The sequence below is a fragment of the Cellulomonas sp. P4_D11 genome (genome assembly GCF_056401915.1).
Genome location: NZ_JBFUIK010000049.1, coordinates 1 through 18519, shown reverse-complemented (window position 1 = coordinate 18519; position 18519 = coordinate 1). Strand labels below are relative to the sequence as shown.

Annotated in this window: 17 protein-coding genes and 1 riboswitch; of the genes, 12 read left to right on the top strand and 5 right to left on the bottom strand. The window is 74.0% G+C overall.

The window, feature by feature from the left end; translation table 11 throughout:
* The 5 genes from AC1DT4_RS19020 to proB form a co-directional block, all read left to right on the top strand.
* Window positions 1-2788 (top strand): Rne/Rng family ribonuclease (locus tag AC1DT4_RS19020; protein WP_477091323.1); only part of this gene is annotated, 2788 nt, incomplete at its 5' end.
* 252 nt (window positions 2789-3040) lie between these two features.
* A complete protein-coding gene (gene rplU / locus AC1DT4_RS19015) occupies window positions 3041-3349 on the top strand; it encodes a 50S ribosomal protein L21 (RefSeq protein ID WP_370505510.1) in 309 nt (102 codons plus the stop codon).
* 66 nt (window positions 3350-3415) lie between these two features.
* Window positions 3416-3676: a 50S ribosomal protein L27 gene (rpmA, locus tag AC1DT4_RS19010; RefSeq protein WP_055913072.1), complete on the top strand. Its 261-nt coding sequence runs from the start codon at window positions 3416-3418 to the stop codon at window positions 3674-3676.
* A gap of 119 nt (window positions 3677-3795) precedes the next feature.
* Window positions 3796-5319 (top strand): GTPase ObgE, encoded by a 1524-nt coding sequence (obgE, locus tag AC1DT4_RS19005; RefSeq protein WP_477091322.1) that lies wholly within the window; start codon window positions 3796-3798, stop codon window positions 5317-5319.
* 48 nt (window positions 5320-5367) lie between these two features.
* On the top strand, window positions 5368-6516 hold the full coding sequence (gene proB, locus AC1DT4_RS19000) for a glutamate 5-kinase (RefSeq protein ID WP_477091321.1): 1149 nt from the start codon (window positions 5368-5370) through the stop codon (window positions 6514-6516).
* Window positions 6517-6577: 61 nt separating this feature from the next.
* Here proB and AC1DT4_RS18995 read toward each other — a convergent pair whose 3' ends face one another.
* The 4 genes from AC1DT4_RS18995 to AC1DT4_RS18980 form a co-directional block, all read right to left on the bottom strand.
* Complete coding sequence (locus AC1DT4_RS18995) at window positions 6578-8215, bottom strand: ABC transporter substrate-binding protein (protein WP_477091320.1); 1638 nt, start codon at window positions 8213-8215, stop codon at window positions 6578-6580.
* A gap of 74 nt (window positions 8216-8289) precedes the next feature.
* Entirely contained in the window at window positions 8290-9921 is a 1632-nt protein-coding gene (locus AC1DT4_RS18990; protein WP_477091319.1) for a dipeptide ABC transporter ATP-binding protein, read from the bottom strand.
* Window positions 9918-10850, bottom strand: coding sequence for an ABC transporter permease (locus AC1DT4_RS18985; RefSeq protein ID WP_477091318.1), 933 nt, complete (start codon window positions 10848-10850; stop codon window positions 9918-9920). The genes AC1DT4_RS18990 and AC1DT4_RS18985 overlap by 4 nt, the downstream gene beginning before the upstream one ends.
* Window position 10851: 1 nt before the next feature.
* Window positions 10852-11853, bottom strand: coding sequence for an ABC transporter permease (locus AC1DT4_RS18980; RefSeq protein ID WP_477091317.1), 1002 nt, complete (start codon window positions 11851-11853; stop codon window positions 10852-10854).
* A 60-nt stretch (window positions 11854-11913) separates the two neighbouring features.
* A riboswitch (SAM riboswitch) is annotated at window positions 11914-12021 on the bottom strand.
* A gap of 190 nt (window positions 12022-12211) precedes the next feature.
* Between AC1DT4_RS18980 and AC1DT4_RS18975 the strand changes: the two genes are divergently transcribed.
* Genes AC1DT4_RS18975 through nadD form a run of 7 tightly spaced genes read left to right on the top strand, consistent with a single transcriptional unit; the run spans window position 12212 to window position 17787 of the window.
* Window positions 12212-12625 (top strand): rhodanese-like domain-containing protein, encoded by a 414-nt coding sequence (locus tag AC1DT4_RS18975; protein ID WP_477091316.1) that lies wholly within the window; start codon window positions 12212-12214, stop codon window positions 12623-12625.
* Window positions 12622-13968: a M20 family metallopeptidase gene (locus tag AC1DT4_RS18970; RefSeq protein WP_477091315.1), complete on the top strand. Its 1347-nt coding sequence runs from the start codon at window positions 12622-12624 to the stop codon at window positions 13966-13968. The genes AC1DT4_RS18975 and AC1DT4_RS18970 overlap by 4 nt, the downstream gene beginning before the upstream one ends.
* Window positions 13965-14483, top strand: coding sequence for a GNAT family N-acetyltransferase (locus AC1DT4_RS18965; RefSeq protein ID WP_477091314.1), 519 nt, complete (start codon window positions 13965-13967; stop codon window positions 14481-14483). Before AC1DT4_RS18970 ends, AC1DT4_RS18965 begins: the two co-directional genes overlap by 4 nt.
* Window positions 14480-15640, top strand: coding sequence for an LLM class flavin-dependent oxidoreductase (locus AC1DT4_RS18960; RefSeq protein WP_477091313.1), 1161 nt, complete (start codon window positions 14480-14482; stop codon window positions 15638-15640). Before AC1DT4_RS18965 ends, AC1DT4_RS18960 begins: the two co-directional genes overlap by 4 nt.
* Window positions 15637-16947, top strand: a complete 1311-nt coding sequence (locus AC1DT4_RS18955; RefSeq protein WP_477091312.1) for a glutamate-5-semialdehyde dehydrogenase — start codon at window positions 15637-15639, stop codon at window positions 16945-16947. Before AC1DT4_RS18960 ends, AC1DT4_RS18955 begins: the two co-directional genes overlap by 4 nt.
* Window positions 16948-17002: 55 nt before the next feature.
* Window positions 17003-17158 (top strand): hypothetical protein, encoded by a 156-nt coding sequence (locus AC1DT4_RS18950; RefSeq protein ID WP_477091311.1) that lies wholly within the window; start codon window positions 17003-17005, stop codon window positions 17156-17158.
* 26 nt (window positions 17159-17184) lie between these two features.
* Window positions 17185-17787 carry a nicotinate-nucleotide adenylyltransferase gene (nadD, locus tag AC1DT4_RS18945; RefSeq protein WP_477091310.1) on the top strand — a complete coding sequence of 201 codons (603 nt, stop codon included), beginning with the start codon at window positions 17185-17187 and terminating at the stop codon, window positions 17785-17787.
* Between the two features lie 238 nt (window positions 17788-18025).
* Here the strand turns inward: nadD and AC1DT4_RS18940 are convergent, their stop codons facing one another.
* On the bottom strand, window positions 18026-18352 hold the full coding sequence (locus tag AC1DT4_RS18940; RefSeq protein ID WP_477091309.1) for a hypothetical protein: 327 nt from the start codon (window positions 18350-18352) through the stop codon (window positions 18026-18028).
* Between the last annotated feature and the right edge of the window lie 167 nt (window positions 18353-18519).

The following is an 18519-nucleotide window of genomic DNA, read 5'->3' as shown; positions in this document are numbered from 1 at the left end:
CGCCCCCGCCGCCGACGAGCCCGCCGCCACGGCCGCGCCGCGTCGCCGCCGGTCCGGCAGCCGCGCCGCCGCCGCGCCCGAGCCGGCTCCCGAGCCCGAGCCCCCGGCCGAGCCCGCCGAGGACGAGGAGGACGACGCCACCGAGGCGGCCCCCACCCTCGACGTCCTCGCCGAGCTGGCCGCGACCGTGCCGGCCGCGGAGACCGCCGTGGAGCCCAACGCCACCACGAGCAGCACGTCGACCGGCCCGCGCTTCGCGACCACCGCGCTGCTCTTCCAGGCCCCCGACCCGTCCGCGGCCCGTCCGCGTCGCCGCCGTGCGCAGGCCAGCACCGGTTCCCCGGAGGAGATCTCCGAGGCCGCCCACCGCGCCGAGCACGAGGCCGCCCAGGCCACCGCCGAGCCCGACGAGGCGCCGGTCGAGGCGACCGACGTGCCGGAGACCGAGACGGCCGCACCGTCGCGCGGTTCGCGCCGCCGCGGTCGCCGCGGCCGCAGCGGGGACGCCGCGCCGGTCGAGGAGGAGGAGGTCGTCGTCGAGGACATCGTCGACGCCGCCGTCGAGCAGGACTCCGCCGACGAGGAGCAGGGTGACGAGGACGTGTCGGCCGAGGATGACGCCGTCGCCGGCCAGCCGCGTCGCCGTCGTCGCCGCGGAGGCCGCGGTCGCCGCAGCCGTACGGACGCCACCGGCTCCGCCGACGAGTCCGACGAGAACGACGACGAGCCCGACGAGGGCACCGAGGCCGAGCCCGAGTCCGACACCGACGACGCCGCGGAGGAGGGCGACGGCTCGAGCCGCCGCCGTCGCCGTCGCCGTCGCGGGTCCTCGCGCGGTGAGCCGGGCGAGCAGAACGAGCCCCGCGCGGCGCGCACCCGCGTGCCCAGCGACGAGGTCACCGCGCTGCGCGGCTCCACGCGCCTCGAGGCCAAGCGCCAGCGTCGCCGGGACGGCCGCGACGCCGGCCGTCGTCGCCAGATCATCACCGAGTCCGAGTTCCTGGCCCGCCGGGAGTCCGTCGACCGCTCGATGATCGTCCGGGAGAAGAACGCTCGCACCCAGATCGCGGTCCTCGAGGACGGCGTGCTCGTCGAGCACTACGTGTCGAACCAGGCGCAGGCGTCGATGGTCGGCAACGTGTACCTCGGCCGCGTCCAGAACGTGCTGCCCAGCATGGAGGCCGCGTTCGTCGACGTCGGCAAGGGCCGCAACGCCGTGCTCTACGCCGGCGAGGTCAACTGGGACGCCGCGGGCCTCGAGGGAGGCTCGGCGCGTCGCATCGAGCAGGCCCTCAAGTCCGGCGACCCGGTCCTGGTGCAGGTCACCAAGGACCCGATCGGCCACAAGGGTGCCCGCCTGACCTCGCAGGTCACCCTGGCCGGCCGCTACCTCGTGTACGTCCCCGGCGGCGGCATGACCGGCATCAGCCGCAAGCTGCCCGACACCGAGCGCAACCGCCTCAAGCGGATCCTGCGCGAGATCGTCCCGGACTCCGCGGGCGTCATCGTGCGCACCGCGGCCGAGGGCGCGAGCGAGGACGAGCTGCGCGCCGACATCGCGCGCCTGCAGGGGCAGTGGGAGGCCATCGAGAAGAAGTCGAAGACCGCGTCGGCGCCGGCCCTGCTCCAGGGCGAGCCGGACATGGCGATCCGCGTGGTCCGCGACATCTTCAACGACGACTTCTCCTCGTTGATCGTCGAGGGGGCCGAGGCCTGGTCGACGATCTCGTCCTACATCGACGAGCTCGCCCCCGACCTGGCGCAGAAGGTCTCCCGCTGGGAGTCCGACAGCGACGTGTTCGCGGTGCACCGCATCGACGAGCAGCTGGCCAAGGGCATGGACCGCAAGGTCTGGCTCCCGTCGGGCGGCTCGCTGGTGATCGACCGCACCGAGGCCATGACGGTGGTCGACGTCAACACCGGCAAGTTCACCGGCTCGGGCGGCACGCTCGAGGAGACGGTCACGCGCAACAACCTCGAGGCCGCCGAGGAGATCGTCCGCCAGCTCCGGCTGCGCGACATCGGCGGCATCATCGTCATCGACTTCATCGACATGGTGCTCGAGTCGAACCGCGACCTCGTGCTCCGCCGCCTGGTCGAGTGCCTGGGCCGCGACCGGACCAAGCACCAGGTCGCCGAGGTCACGTCGCTCGGCCTGGTGCAGATGACCCGCAAGCGCGTGGGCCAGGGCCTGGTCGAGGCGTTCAGCGAGACGTGCGAGCACTGCCACGGGCGCGGCTTCATCGTGCACGAGGAGCCGATCGAGAAGAACAACCAGCGCCCCGACGCCGGCGCGCCGCAGCCGCAGCCCGTCGCCACCGAGGGCAACGCCCCGCGGTCGCGTCGCAAGCGCGGTGGCGCCAAGGAGCCGGTGACGCACGCGCCGCACGCCGGCGTGCCCGTCCTGCCCGAGGCGCGCGAGGCCGTCAAGGCGACCCTGGCGACGATCGCGGCCGCCGCCGCGCACGCGCACGAGCACGACCACGAGCACCACGCCCCGGTCGCCACGGCCCCGGCCGTCGACGACGCGTCGGCGGAGCAGGCCGCCGAGGAGCTCCTTCCCTCGTCGTCGCCCACGTCCGCCGCGCTCGACGTGCTCGCGGAGTTTGCCGCTCGCGACGCGGACGACGTGCGCGACGACGAGCAGCTGGAGCTGACGGCCGTCCCGGCCGACGTCTTCGCGACCGTCGGTGCCGAGGACGACGAGCCCGCGCAGGACGGCGAGCCGGCCGAGGCGGAGCAGGCGGAGGACGGTTCCGAGGCACCCACCGGCGACGGTGAACGGTAGGCACGTGCGTTAGGTCACGTCGACCCCGCGCCGCGCCCGGCAGGTTTGACCCTGCGGCGTGGGGTCCGTACCCTAGAACGTCGGCGCGTCGTGTGCGCGCTGATCATGTGTGCCGCCGAAGCGGCGCCGACGCGAACCCCCACGGGCACCGGTCACCTCCGGTCGCAACGGGATGTGCGCGGGCGCAGGTGGGCACCGACACTTTCGACTAGCAGTTGACAAGCAGTTCGACGAGCAGAGATGAGCAGCAACGTGGTGTACGCGATCGTGAAGGCTGGCGGCCGCCAGGAGAAGGTCGCGGTGGGCGACGTCGTCGTCGTGGACCGCCTCGCTGCGCAGGCCGGCTCGACCGTCGAGCTGCCCGCCCTGCTCCTCGTCGACGGCGAGAAGGTCACCACCGACGCCAAGGCCCTGGCCAAGGTGACGGTGACGGCGGAGGTCGTGCGGGACGAGAAGGGTCCCAAGATCGACATCCTCAAGTACAAGAACAAGACCGGCTACCGCAAGCGCCAGGGTCACCGCCAGAAGCTGACCCGCCTCAAGGTCACCGGCATCTCCTGATCTCGCGCCGTCGGCCGTCCGGCCGCAGGCAGCCCCCCATTCTCTGAGCACGAAAGCAGGTTCGTCATGGCACACAAGAAGGGCGCGAGCTCCTCGCGCAACGGCCGCGACTCGAACGCCCAGCGCCTGGGCGTCAAGCGCTTCGGTGGCCAGGTCGTCAAGGCCGGCGAGATCATCGTCCGCCAGCGCGGCACGCACTTCCACCCCGGCGTGAACGTCGGCCGTGGCGGCGACGACACCCTGTTCGCCCTCGCCCCGGGCGCCGTGACCTTCGGGACGCGCCGTGGCCGCAAGGTCATCGACATCGTCGTGGCGGCCGAGGTCTGAGATTCATGACGCCGCGACAACGGTTCGCGGCGGGTCATTCGTGGGAGGGGCGCACCGGTGCGGTGCGCCCCTTCTGCGTGTGAGTATCGAGAAGTAGCAATGGCAAGGGAGGTTCAGCCGTGGTGACATTCGTCGACCGGGTCGTGCTGCACGCGACCGGCGGTGACGGTGGGCACGGTTGCGCGTCCATCCACCGGGAGAAGTTCAAGCCGCTCGCCGGCCCTGACGGGGGCAACGGCGGCAACGGTGGCTCGGTGATCATCGAGGTCGACCCGCAGGTCACCACGCTGCTCGACTACCACCACTCACCGCACCGGCACGCGCCGTCCGGCACGCAGGGCATGGGCGACCACCGCTCGGGCTCGACCGGCGGGGACCTGGTCCTGGGCGTCCCCGACGGCACGGTCGTCAAGGCGCCCGACGGCACGGTGCTCGCGGACCTTGTCGGCGTCGGCGCCCAGTACGTCGCAGCCGCCGGCGGTCGCGGGGGGCTCGGCAACGCCGCGCTCGCCTCGCAGCGCCGCAAGGCTCCGGGCTTCGCGCTCCTGGGCGAGCCGGGCGACACGCAGGACATCGTCCTCGAGCTCAAGACCATCGCCGACGTCGCCCTGGTCGGGTACCCCAGCGCCGGCAAGTCCAGCCTGGTCGCCGCGATCTCGGCGGCCCGCCCCAAGATCGCCGACTACCCGTTCACCACCCTGGTGCCCAACCTCGGCGTGGTGCAGGCCGGCGGCGCGCGCTACACCGTCGCCGACGTGCCCGGGCTCATCCCCGGCGCGTCCGAGGGGCGCGGGCTCGGCCTGGAGTTCCTGCGGCACATCGAGCGCTGCGCGGTCATCGTCCACGTGCTCGACTGCGCGACCCTCGAGCCCGACCGCGACCCCCTGTCGGACCTCGAGGACATCGAGGTCGAGCTGCGGACCTACGCCGGCGACCTGTCCATCGAGGGTGGCCGCGTCCCGCTCCTGGAGCGCCCGCAGATCGTCGTGCTCAACAAGATCGACGTCCCCGAGGCGCGCGAGCTGGCCGAGCTGGTCAAGCCCGACCTCGAGGCCCGCGGGTTCCGCGTGTTCGAGGTGTCCACGGCCAGCCACGAGGGGCTGCGCCCGCTGACCTTCGCGCTGGGCGAGATCGTCGACAAGGCTCGTCGCGACGCCCCCGCGCCCGAGGCGACGCGCATCGTGCTGCGTCCCAAGGCCGTCGACGACGCCGGGTTCACGGTGACGCGCCGCGAGGTCGAGGGCCAGGGCGTGTACTTCTGGGTGCGCGGCGAGAAGCCCGAGCGCTGGGTGCGCCAGACGGACTTCTCCAACGACGAGGCCGTCGGCTATCTCGCGGACCGGCTGGCCCGGCTCGGCGTCGAGGACCGGCTGTTCGCCGCGGGTGCGGTCGCGGGTGACGAGGTGCGCATCGGCCCCGAGCACAACGCGGTCGTCTTCGACTGGGAGCCGACGCTCATGACCGGCTCCGAGTTCCTCGGCGGCCCGCGCGGCGTCGACCTGCGGCTCGAGGACCACTCGCGGCCGACGCGCGGCGAGAAGCGCCAGGAGTACAAGGAGCGCATGGACGCCAAGACCGAGGCGCGCGAGGAGCTGTGGACCGAGCGCGAGGCCGGGGTCTGGACGGACGCGGCGAAGGACTGAGGTCCGGCCAGCGGATATCCGCGTGACGTCCGCGCGCCACGGGGCAGAATGCCGCACGTGACCGCCGACGCCCTGCAGGACCGCCAGCAGCTGGTCTCGGCGTCCCGGGTGGTCGTCAAGATCGGCTCGTCCTCGCTGACCGCGCCCGACGGCCGGCTCGCGCCGGAGCGCCTGAACGCGCTGGTCGACGTGCTCGCCGCGCGGCGCGAGGCCGGCGGGCAGGTCGTGCTGGTGTCCTCCGGCGCGATCGCGGCGGGCCTGGGCCCGCTCGGGCTGGCGGCCCGCCCCAAGGACCTCGCGACGCAGCAGGCGGCGGCGTCGGTGGGGCAGGGGCTGCTCGTCGCGCACTACACGGCAGCGTTCGCGCGGCACGGCCTGCGGGTGGGTCAGGTCCTGCTCACCGCCGACGACACCGTGCGGCGCGTGCACTACCGCAACGCGCACCGGGCGCTCACGCGGCTGCTCGACCTCGGGATCGTGCCTGTCATCAACGAGAACGACGCCGTGGCCACGGACGAGATCCGGTTCGGGGACAACGACCGCCTCGCCGCCCTGGTCTCCCACCTCGTGCACGCGGACGCGCTCCTGCTGCTCAGCGACGTGGACTCGCTCTACACGGGCCCGCCGTCGCGCGACGGGTCCCGACGGATCGCGTCGGTCGTCCACGCGCAGGACCTCGAGGGGATCGACGTCGCCTCGCGGGGGAGCGCGGTGGGCACCGGCGGGATGGTGACCAAGCTGGAGTCGGTCGCCATCGCGACGCAGTCCGGGGTCCCCGTGGTGCTCACCTCCGCGGCCCAGGCGGCGCAGGCGCTCGCCGGCGAGGACGTCGGCACCTGGTTCACCGCAACGGGCCGCCGCACGTCCATCCGCCGGCTGTGGCTCGCTCATGCCGCGAACACCCGCGGACGGCTGGTGCTCGACGCCGGCGCGGTCCGGGCGGTGCTCGAGCGGGGGACCTCGTTGCTGCCCGCCGGCGTCACCGGCGTGGAGGGCACGTTCGAGGCCGGCGACCCGGTCGAGCTCGTCGGGCCGGACGGCGTCCTCGTGGCCCGAGGCCTCGTCTCGTACGACGCCGAGGAGGTCCCGCCGCTGCTGGGTCGGTCGACGTCCGAGCTGCGCGCGGCGCTGGGCCCGGGCTACGACCGCGAACTGGTCCACCGCGACGACCTCGTCCTGGTCCGCCGCCGCCGCTGACCACCACGACGTCCGCACTCGAGGGGGCTCCCGCCCTCCGGAGTGCGGACGTCGCGTGGTGTCAGCTGCCGAGCCAGGCCTGCGTGAGCTGGTCGAGGCGGGAGTCCGCGCCGAGCTCGACCTCGTGCACGTCGGTGCTCAGCCCGAGGAACGTGGTGAGCTCGTGCACCGGGATCACGTGGTGCTCGGTGACCAGCCGCTCCTGGGCGTCCGCCAGCACGGCGTCCCGCTCGGTCGGGTCGCTCACGGTCAGCTGCTCCTGCAGCAGGGCCTCGAGCTCCGGGTCGTCCAGCCGGTAGAAGTTGGTCGCCGCGGTCGAGTACTGCGTGCGCAGCACGTCACCGTCGGCCCGGCTCAGGTTGCCCCAGACCAGGTCGAACGACCCGTCCTTGAGCTTGGCCTGGAAGTCCGGGACGGCGCCGCTCCACAGGGTGGCGTCGATGCCGTTGGCCTTGAGCTCCTGCTGGACGAGCTCGACGGACGTCTGGTTGGGGGAGAAGTTCGTGATCCACACCAGGACCGGCGCGAGCCGCGTACCGCCCTTCGCGTAGATGCCGTCCGCGCCCTTGGCCCAGCCGTCGTCCTCGAGCACGCTCGCGGCCTTCTCCGGGTCGGTGACCAGCTCCTTGCTGAGGTCGGCGACCCCGGGCGTCGTGCTGGCCAGGGGGCCCTGTGCGACCGCGAACCCGTCGTTGAGGGCGGTGTCGCGGATCTCCGTGGGGTTCACCGTGAGCGCGATGGCCTCCCGCACGGCGGGGTCGGAACCCAGCGCGCCCGCCTCGTTGAACGTCAGGCCGAAGGTGATGCCGGGGTTGGCGCGGTGGACCACGCCGAAGCCGGACGACTCCAGCGTCTCGATGTCAGTCGGCTGGACGCCCCCGATCACGTCGACCTGCTCCGAGGTCAGCGCGCCGGTGCGCACGCCCGCCTCGGGGATCACCTGGAACGTCACGCTGTCCAGGTGGGCCCTGCCGGTGTTCTCGCGCCCCTGCGGTCCCCATGCGTAGTCGTCGCGGGCCGTGAGCACCGTCTCGGTGTCCTTGGTGTAGTGGTCCAGCGTGAACGGGCCGGTCCCGACGACGCCCGTGCCGCTCGCGCGGTCGTCGAACGGGAGGGCGAGCGTCGAGTCGGCGAGGAAGCCGAGCGCGACCGTCGAGGTGGCCTGCGGGAACGCCGAGTTCGGGGCCGCGAAGGCGACGGTGACGTGGGTCGGGTCGACCACCGTGGTGCCGGCGTAGCCGAGGAAGTTCGCGGCGGCGGAGCTCTTCGCCCCGGCAGCGACCGAGTCGTCGAAGTTCTTCTTGACGGACTCGGCGGTGAACGGCGTGCCGTCGGAGAAGGTGACGTCGTCGCGCAGCGTGAACGTGAACTGCGTCGAGTCGGCGTTCGCCTCCCACGCCGTGGCCAGCCACGGCCGCAGCGAGCCGTCGGCGGGGTCCTGCCAGAGCAGGGAGTCCACCAGCTGCCGGGTCACGTACAGGGTGTCGTTGCCCGAGCCGATGCCGGCGGGGTTGATCGAGATCGGGTCGTTGCCGATGGCGAACGTCAGGTCGCCGCCGTCGACCGCCTCGGCGGCGGACGCGGACGAGGTCTCCGAGGCCTCCGGCCCGCCCGACGAGCAGGCGGCGAGGAGGAGGCCGGTGGTGGCGAGGCCGGCGAGGAGGCCGGCGTGACGGCGCGAGGGTCGTCGGACAGACATGGGTGGTGCTCCTTGCTGAGGGTGGGTGACGGGGTGCTAGTTGGACCGGCAGGCTCAGTCACGTCGACAGGAGGTCACGACGCACCCCCTTCGCCCGTGCGCACGCGCGCCCCGGGGATCGCGGAGAGCAGCTCAGCGGTGTACGGGTCGGTGGGTTGGGCGAACACGGCCTCGACCTCGCCCTGCTCGACCACCCGGCCGCGCTGCAGGACGGCGACCTCGTGGGCCACCTGCCGGACGACCGCCAGGTCGTGGGAGATGAACAGGTAGCTCAGCCCGAGCTCGGACTGCAGGTGGGCCAGCAGGTCGAGGATCTGCGCCTGGACGGAGACGTCGAGCGCGGACACGGGCTCGTCGAGCACGACCAGCTCCGGGTTCAGCGCGAGGGCCCGGGCGATGGCCACGCGCTGGCGCTGCCCGCCGGACAGCTCCGCGGGTCGCCGGTGCAGCACGGTGCGGGGCAGCGCGACGACGTCGAGCAGCTCGGCGGCGCGGGCGGCGCGCTCCGCGCGCGACCCGACGCCGAACGCCTGCAGCGGCTCCGTGATGATCCGCTGGACCGGGTAGCGGGGGTCGAGAGACGCGTACGGGTTCTGGTAGACCACCTGCATCCGCCGGCGCAGCAGACGCAGGGCCGCTCCGCGGGTGTGCGTGACGTCCGCCCCGTCCACCAGGACCGAGCCCGCGGTGGCGTCGGTCAGCCGCAGCGCGAGCCGCGCGGTGGTCGACTTGCCCGAGCCGGACTCGCCGACCAGCGCAAGGGTGCGGCCCCGGGGGAGCACGAACGAGACGTCGTCCACCGCCCGCAGCGTGCCGCCGCCGGCGGACCGGGGGAGAGCGAACTCCTTGCTGAGGTGCCGGACCTCGAGCGCGGGCACGGCCGTGGGTGGCACAGGCGCGGCGATCGGGCGCGCCCCGCGCAGGCTCGGCGCCGCGGCCAGCAGCGCGCGGGTGTAGGGGTCGCTCGGCGAGCCGAGCACCTGGTCGGGCGTGCCCTCCTCGACCACCCGCCCCTGGGACATGACGACGATCCGGTCCGCGCGGTCCGCGGCGACGCCGAGGTCGTGCGTGATGAGGAGCACGCCCGTCCCGGTCCCGGTCGTCAGCTGCTCGAGGTGGTCGAGGATCTGGCGCTGCACGGTGACGTCGAGCGCGCTCGTCGGCTCGTCGGCCACCAGCAGGCGTGGCTGCGCCGCGAGCGCGATGGCGATGAGCACGCGCTGCCGCATGCCGCCGGACAGCTCGTGCGGGTACTGCCGGGCCCGGACCTCCGGGTCGCTCAGCCCAGCCCGGCGGAGGGCCTCGACGGCCTCGATGGCGGCGTTCCTGCGGTCGGCGAGGCCGTGGATGCGCAGCACCTCGGCCACCTGCTCGCCCACGCGGGTGACGGGGTTGAGCGAGACGGTCGGGTCCTGCGGGACCAGCCCGACGAGCAGGCCGCGGACGGTGCGCAGCTCGCGCTGCGAGGCGCGCGCCATGTCGTGGCCCAGCAGGTCGATGCTGCCGTGGTCGATGACGGCGGCGGGGGCGAGCAGCCGGACCACGGCCGCGGCGGTGGTCGACTTGCCGGACCCGGACTCACCTACCACGGCGACCGTCTCGCCCGCGTCGACGTGCAGCGACACGTCCCGGACCGCGCGGACCGTCCCGCGGCGGGCCTGGTAGGCGACCGCGAGGTCGGTGACGGTGAGCAGGCGCTCGCTCATGCCGCACCTCCGTCCGGGCGGTCGAGGGCACGGGAGATCCGGCCGGCGGCCAGCACGCTGACGGCGATGGTCAGGCCGGGCAGCGTCGTCAGCCACCAGGACGTCCGCAGGTAGTCGCGGCCTCCGGACACGAGCGCACCCCATTCCGGCGCGGGCGGCGGGGCGCCATAGCCGAGGAAGCTCAGGGCCGACACGGCCAGGATCGCCGCCCCGAGCTGGAGGGCGGCCAGGACCACCACGGGCCCGGCGGCGTTGGGCAGCACGTGGCGGAACAGGACGGACCACCACCGGCTGCCGCCCGCGTGCGCGGCCTCCACGTACACCGAGGACCGCACCCGCAGCACCTCGGAGCGCATGATGCGCGCGACCGTGGCAACGCTGGCCAGGCCGACGGCGATCGCGACCTTGACGGTGCCGAAGCCGAGCGCCGTGATGAGCGCGAGCGAGAGCAGGAGCGCCGGGATGGACAGCAGCACGTCGACCGCGCGCATCACGACATCGTCGAACAGGCCGCCGACGAAGCCGGCCACCAGGCCGACGAGCGCGCCGACCAGCAGGCCGACCCCGACGGCGACGAGCGCGGCCTCGAGGGTCAGCTGCGTGCCGTGCACCACCCGCGTGTACAGGTCGCGGCCCAGCTGGTCGGTGCCGAACCAGTGCGCCGCCGACGGTGCCTGCAGCTTGTCGGCCGGCACGCCCGTGAGCGGGTCGCCGGGGGCGAGCACCTGCGGCACGAACGCGGCCACCAGCACGAGGGCGAGCCAGGCGATGGCGAGCAGCAGCCCGGGCCGGTGCGCGAGCTCGCCCACCCAGGCGAGCCGTCCGGGGGTCGCGGCGTCCTGCCGGTCGCGCAGCGCGTCCGCCAGGCGGTCGGCCGAGGTGGCGGCGAAGTCGTCGGCTGCCGGCCTCTGGTCGAGGACGTCGGTCATCTCACACCCCCGCCGTCACGGGCCGGCGGGCCGGCGCGGCCTCGGCGGGCGCCGCGGCGGGCCTCGGCTGCCGCGACCGCCGGACGATCCTCGGGTCGAGCAGCGGGTACAGCAGGTCGACCGCGAGGTTGACCAGCACGAACACGGCGGCGGCGAAGAGCACGATGCCCTGCACCACGGGGATGTCCTGGGCGCCGACCGAGGTGGCGGTGAGTCGGCCGATCCCGGCGCGGGAGAACACGGTCTCGGTGACCACCGCGCCCGCGAGGAGCTCGCCGATGACCAGGCCGACCACCGTGAGCGCGGGCAGCGAGGCGTTGCGCAGCGCGTGCCGGAAGTGCACGCGCCCCGGTCCGGCGCCCTTGGCGCGCGCGGTGTCGACGTACGGCTGGCCCAGGGTGTGCCGCAGGGAGCGGGAGAGCATCTGCGCGATGAGCGCGGCGGTCGGCACCGCGAGGGTCACGGCGGGCAGCACGATCGAGGCGAACCCCTTGTTGCCCACGGCCGGGAAGATCGGGTTCGCGAACGAGAACCACTGCACGAGCATCAGACCGAACCAGAAGGACGGGATGGCGACGCCGAGCGGCGGGAGGCCCAGCAGCGCGTTGGCCAGGCCACGGCTGCGGGCAAGGGTGGCGACGACCGCCAGCCCGCCGCCCAGCACCAGCGCCAGCACGAACGCCGCGCCGGCGATGGCGGCCGTGGGCGGGATCGCCTCGGCGATCAGCGCCGCCACGGGCCGGTGCAGGACGACGGACGTGCCGAGGTCGCCGCGCAGCAGGGCGCCCAGCTGCGTCACGTACTGCACGGGCAGCGGCTGGTCCAGCCCGTACTGCGCCCGCAGCGCGTCCAGCTGCTCGGGCGTGACGTCGGACGACTCGCCCCCGTACATGAGCGAGACGGGGTCGCCGGGCAGCGCGTAGAGCACGACGAACGCCACCGACCAGGCGGCCCAGAGCACCAGGACCGCCTGCCCGAGGCGGGTGGCGACGTAGCGGTTCATCTCACGTCCCGGAAGGAGGCGTGCATCGGAGGTCCTCGATCTGCCGGACCGGGTCCGACGGGTCTGTGCTTGCACGGCGGGCGCCGTGCCGGGTCGTCACCTGGAGCACCCCGTCACGCGAAGGGTTGCTGCCCGACCAACCAGGGTTTGACGTCGGGGCTCGAGACCGCGGCGAAGGTAGGCACGCCGTCCGCCGTCGTCAACGGTCCTGTCGGACGTCTCAGTAGATGGACACGGCGCCCGTATCCCGGAATGTGAGAACGCGGGAGTGATCGTTGACATCTCGGTCGGCCGCGCCGGACCCTCCAGCGCCGCGCTGACCAGCGCACGGCCCTCGCCCTGCCAGAGGAGACCGACCATGACCGACACCACCTCCCGCGCCGGCGCGCCGGCCGAGCACCTGAGCCTCGAGGAGGCCGCGGCCCTGGCGCCCGTGGTGAGCCCGACGGAGGCCGCCGAGCGCGTGGCCGCGGGCGCCTTCCTCGTCGACGTGCGCAGCGAGCTCGGGCGCTCCCGCACGGGCGCCATCCCCGGCGCGACGGTCGCCGACCGGTACGCGATCGAGGAGGAGTTCGACCTCACCGCCGCCACCAGGCACGCGCCCGTCGTGTCCCTGGACACGCCGATCGTGGTCGTCTGCGGCTCGGTGCGCGGGTCCGGGCCGGTCGCCGCCGAGCTCCGGGCCAGGGGCTTCACCGACGTCGTCCACGTCGAGGGCGGCTTCCCCGCGTGGAAGGACGCCGGGCTGCCGGCCGAGGCGCCCGTCGGATGACCACCCCGTCCACCGCGTTCCTCGACGAGCTCCGTGCGCTCACCGAGCGACGTCGCGCCTCGTTCGTGCCGCTGACCTCGCCGTTCGCGGGCGCCGACGAGCCCGCGCGCGCCCGCGTGCGGGCGGCGGCGAAGGCGGGGGAGTCGGACGTGCTCGACGTGGCCCACGCGATCCACGCGCACCCGGAGGAGGCGTTCCGCGAGGTCCGCTCGGTCGCCACGGTCGCGGACCTGCTGGGCCGGCACGGCGTGCCCTCCACGGTGGGCTCGCACGGGTTGTCGACGTCGCTGCGGGCCGGCCTGACCGCCGACGGACCCGACGACGGCGCGCCGCGCGCGGAGGCCGGCCCGACGATCGCGATCCTCGCCGAGTACGACGCCCTGCCCGGCCTCGGTCACGCGTGCGGCCATCACCTGATCGTGGGCGCGGCGGCGGGAGCGTTCCTCGCGCTGCGGCAGGCTGTCGCGGACGGGCTCGAGCTGCCCGGCCGGGTGCTGCTGCTGGGCACGCCCGCGGAGGAGGGCAGCTCGGGCAAGGAGATCCTGGCGCGCAACGGGTTCTTCGCGGGGGTCGACGCCGCGATCATGGTCCACCCGTTCGGCTACGACGTCGTCGACCACCCGTTCCTCGGCCGGCGGCAGCTCCGCGTGACGTACCGCGGGGTTGCCGCGCACGCGTCGGCCAGCCCGTTCATGGGCCGCAACGCTCTGGACGCCGTGGCGTTGAACTACCAGGCCGTCGCGATGCTGCGTCAGCACCTCCCGCCGAGCGACCGCGTGCACGGCGTGGTGCTGGAGGGCGGCACCCGGCCGAGCGTCGTGCCCGAGCGGGCGACCGTCGAGTACTACGTGCGGTCGGCGAGCCCGGCCACGCTCAAGGACCTGTCGGAGCGTCTCGCGGACATCGCCCGGGGAGCCGCGCTGGCCACCGGCACGACGGCCGAGCTCGTGTGGGACGCCGCGCCGTTCACGCTGCCGGTGCGTACCAACGGACCGCTCGCCGAGCGCTGGGCGGTGCACCAGGCGGGCCAGGGCCGCACCGTCCTCGCGGGCGGCGTGGTGCCCGAGATCCTCGCGGCCTCGACCGACTTCGGGAACGTGAGCGTCCGCCTGCCGGGCATCCACCCGATGATCGCCGTGAGCGGCCCGGACGTCGCGCTGCACACCCGCGAGTTCGCCGACGCGGCCGGCGGGCCGCGCGGCGACTCGGCCGCGATCGACGGCGCCGTGGGGCTCGCGCTCACCGCGCTGGACTACCTGGCCGACCCGACCCTGCGTGCGGCGGTCCGGCAGGACTTCGAGGAAGCCGGCGGCGTCCTGGACGTGACGGGGTACTTCGCATGAGCGGGGTGCGGATCCGCCTGGTGGGGCCTGACGAGCACGACCTCGTCGGGCGGCTGTCGGTCGACGCCTACGGCCACGACTACGAGCTTCCCGACGACTACCGGGCGTCGCTCGCGGACGTCGGCACCCGGGCGCGCGAGCACGAGGTCTGGGTGGCCGAGGACCTGACCACGGGGGAGCTGCTCGGCACGGTCACCACCCCGCGGCCCGGCCGGCACATCTCCGAGCTGGGGCGTGCCGGCGAGCTCGACTTCCGCCTGCTCGCGGTCGACCCCGCCGCCCGCCGGCGAGGGATCGGGGCGCTGCTCACCGAGCACGTCATCGCGCTCGCCCGGCAGCGCGACCTCGACCGGGTCGTCATGAACTCCGGCCCGCAGATGACCGGCGCGCACGCGCTCTACCAGCGGCTGGGCTTCGTCCGGCTGACCGACCGGGAGACCCGGGTGGTCCACGGCGGCACGTTGCTCGCCTTCGGCTACGACCTCGCACCCCTCACCCAAGGAGCACGCCCGTGAAGTTCCAGGTCCTCGACATCGTCCCGCACGGCCCGCACCCCGTCACCGGCGAGCTGCTCGACCCGTCGACCCGGCTGGAGCGCGTCGTCGAGACGGCCGTCCTGGCGGAGGAGCTCGGGCTCGACGCGTTCGCCGTGGGGGAGCGGCACGCGGGCGACTTCCTGTCCTCGTCCCCGACCGTGCTGCTCGGCGCGCTCGCCCAGGCCACGGACCGCATCCTGCTCAGCACCGGCGTGACGGTGCTCAGCCTGCTCGACCCGGTCCGGGTCGCCGAGGACTACGCAACCATCGACCTGCTCTCCCGCGGCCGGCTGGAGATCGTCATCGGCAAGGGCAACGAGGACAAGCACTTCCCGCTGTTCGGGCTCGAGCTGGCCCATCAGTACGAGTACCTCGAGGAGAACTACGAGCTGCTGCGGCTGCTCCTGGGCCAGGAGCACGTGGACTGGGAGGGCCGGTTCCACGCGCCGCTGTCCGACGCCACCACGCTGCCCCGGCCGTACGACGGCCCGTTCCGCATCTGGCACGGCTCGGCCACGAGCACGATCTCGGTGGATCTCGCGGCGAAGCACGGCGACCCCATCGTGTCGGCCAACGCACTGCAGCCGCGCGAGAACTACAAGGTGCTCATCGACCGGTACCGCGAGCAGCTCGAGGCCAACGGCTTCGATCCCGCCGTCGGCTACGTCGGATCCGGCTCGGGCGGGCTGTTCCTCGCCGACACCACCGAGCAGGCCACCGAGGAGTACCGCGCCGTGTACGAGGGCTTCGCCGCCCGCATGGCCGCCCGGCACGTGGGCGAGACGCGGCCCGGCAAGGTGTCGTCGTTCACGCACATCGAGGACGCGGTCGAGCGCGGCCCGGCCCTCGTCGGCTCCCCGGAGCGCGTCGCGGAGAAGATCCTCGACTACCACCGCTCCTACGGCCACGACCTGCAGTCCGTCTCGCTGAACCCCGTGCTCCCGTACGAGCAGCAGCAGGACGTGCTGCGCCGCTTCGCGGAGGAGGTCGTGCCCCTCGTCCAGGCCGAGGTGTCGACGACGCTGTGGGGTCCCGACGACGCCGGGCGCGCCCGCGGCCTCGACGCGGCCCGCGCGCGGCGTGCCACGGATGCTGCGCTCGTCGGCGACGGCGGCGGGACTACCCTGGCCAGATGACCACCTCGCTCGACCAGCCGGCGCAGGACGCGCTCGAGGCGCCCGACGTCGTCGCGCAGGTCCGGGCGGTCGCGGAGCGTGCCAAGGTCGCCTCCCGCGCCCTCGCCACAGCCACCCGCGCGACCAAGGACGCGGCGCTGCGCGGCATGGCCGACGCGCTCGTGGCGGCCACCCCCGAGATCGTCGCGGCCAACGCGGTGGACCTCGAGCGCGGCCGGGCGAACGGCACCTCGGCGGGCCTGCTGGACCGTCTCGCCCTGACGCCCGAGCGCATCGTCGCCATCGCCGACGCCTTGCGTGAGCTGGCCGCGCTGCCCGACCCGGTGGGCGAGGTCGTCCGCGGGTCCACGCTCCCGAACGGCCTGCGCATGCGCCAGGTGCGGGTGCCGATGGGCGTCGTCGGCATGATCTACGAGGCGCGCCCGAACGTCACCGTGGACGCCGCGGGCCTGGCGCTCAAGAGCGGCAACGCCGTCATCCTCCGGGGTGGTTCGGCCGCGGCGGCGAGCAACGAGGTCATCGTCGACGTCCTGGCGCAGGCGCTGGTGGCCCAGCGGCTGCCCGGCGCGCTGATCCAGTCGATCGACGCGTGGGGGCGCGAGGGGGCGGTCGCGCTCATGCACGCACGCGGGCTGGTCGACGTGCTGGTGCCCCGCGGCGGCGCGGACCTCATCCGCACCGTGGTGCGCGAGTCGACGGTGCCGGTGGTCGAGACCGGCGTGGGCAACGTCCACATCTACGTCGACGAGACCGCGGACCTGGCCGTCGCCATCCCGATCCTGCTCAACTCGAAGACCCAGCGCGTCGGCGTCTGCAACGCCGCCGAGACGCTGCTGGTGCACCAGGCCGTCGCCGACGAGTTCCTCCCGGTAGCCATCGCGATGCTGGCCGACGAGGGCGTGACGGTGCACGGCGACGAGGCGACGCTCGCGCTCGCGCCGGAGGAGGCCGACGTCGTCCCGGCCACCGACGTAGACTGGGCCACCGAGTACCTCTCGCTCGACATCGCGGTCCGGGTGGTCGACTCGCTCGACGAGGCGCTCGACCACATCCGCGAGTGGAGCTCGGGGCACACCGAGGCGATCATCACGCGCGACCTGGCCTCGTCCGAGCGCTTCGTCGCCGAGGTCGACTCCGCGGCGGTCATGGTGAACGCCTCGACGCGGTTCACCGACGGCGGCCAGCTGGGCCTGGGCGCCGAGATCGGCATCTCCACGCAGAAGCTGCACGCCCGGGGTCCGATGGGCCTGGGCGAGCTCACGACGACGAAGTGGATCGTGCACGGCGACGGGCACGTCCGACCCTGATGGCACAGCCACCCGTGCGACACTGGTCGCTCCCGCCCACCCCTGGAGGATTGTCGTGCACGCTGCCCTGATCGCCGCCGCCGCCGAGGGCGCCGAGCACGCCCGCGAGCTGCCGTTCCCGCCCGTCGTGTTCGGGGTCGGCGCGTTCGTGGGGCTGGTCGCGATGCTGCTCATCACGTACGCGTTCCGTAGCGTGGGGACGCGCCACTGATCGACGTCGCCGGAGGGACCGGACCGATGACGGAGCCGCGCAGACCCCGGCTCGGGGTCATGGGCGGCACGTTCGATCCCGTCCACCACGGGCACCTGGTCGCGGCGAGCGAGGTCGCGGCCCGGTTCGACCTCGACGAGGTCGTCTTCGTCCCGACGGGTCAGCCGACGTTCAAGCTCGACCAGGACGTCACGCTCCCCGAGCACCGCTACCTGATGACCGTCATCGCGACGGCGTCGAACCCGCGGTTCACGGTGAGCCGGGTTGATGTCGACCGCGCCGGTGTGACATACACCGTGGATACCCTCCGGGACCTCAAGACCGCCCGTCCGGACGCCGAACTCTTCTTCATCACGGGCGCGGACGCCATCACGCAGATCTTGACGTGGAAGGATGCGGACGAGCTCTTCTCGATGGCGCAGTTCGTGGCGGTCACCCGCCCCGGGCACACGTTGTCGGTCGACGGGCTCCCCGGCGATCGTGTCCACGTCCTGGAGGTCCCCGCACTGGCGATCTCCTCGACCGACGTCCGCGCACGTGAGCGCGCCGGGCAGCCGGTCTGGTATCTCGTCCCCGACGGGGTCGTCCAGTACATCGCCAAGCACAGGTTGTATCGAGGTCAGTCATGAGTGAACCGGGAGAGCGGCGCCGTCGCCGCGAGCTCCATCGCAACCCCGAGACGGGCGACGTCGCGGGTGCCGCACCCGACGCCGGGTCCGCGGGTGCTGCGGCGACCCCGGCACCGGTGCCTCGACCCGCGGCATCCCCGACAGCCGGAGCCCCGGGCTCGCGCCGGGCGATGCGCGGCCAGGGCGGCGCCGACGAGACGCCGGCCCACGGCACCGTCGCGAACCCGCCGTCGGCGCCTCAGACGTCCTCCGCTCCGGCTCCGTCCGGCCAGGCGCCGGCGGAGGCGTACAGCCGCTCCCGCCGGTCGATCCGCGACACCGCGCTCGACCCGACGAGCGCGCGACCGGCACCGTCCGGCGCACCCGCCTCGGGCACGCCGACGTGGTCGGCACCCGCACCGAGCGCCGCACCGCGTCCCGCCGCCACGTCGCCGTCCGCCGGCGCACCCGCGCCGACCCGTCCCGCGGCACCGCCGGCGTCGAACCCGGCGATCTCCCGGCCCGCTGCTCCCGCCGCGCCCGCTCCCGTGCCGCCCGCGACCTCGCGCCCGACGGCCCCGGCCACGTCACGGCCTGCTCCGGGCTCGCCGCCCGCCTCCACGCCCCCCGCGCAGTGGGGGCAGCGCGGCGCGGCACCCGACGCCGCGACGACCGCTCAGAGCTCCGGCTGGGCGCCGACGCCCTCGGCCGGCCGCGCCACCCCGCCGGACGGCCCTGCGGTCGCCCCGCAGC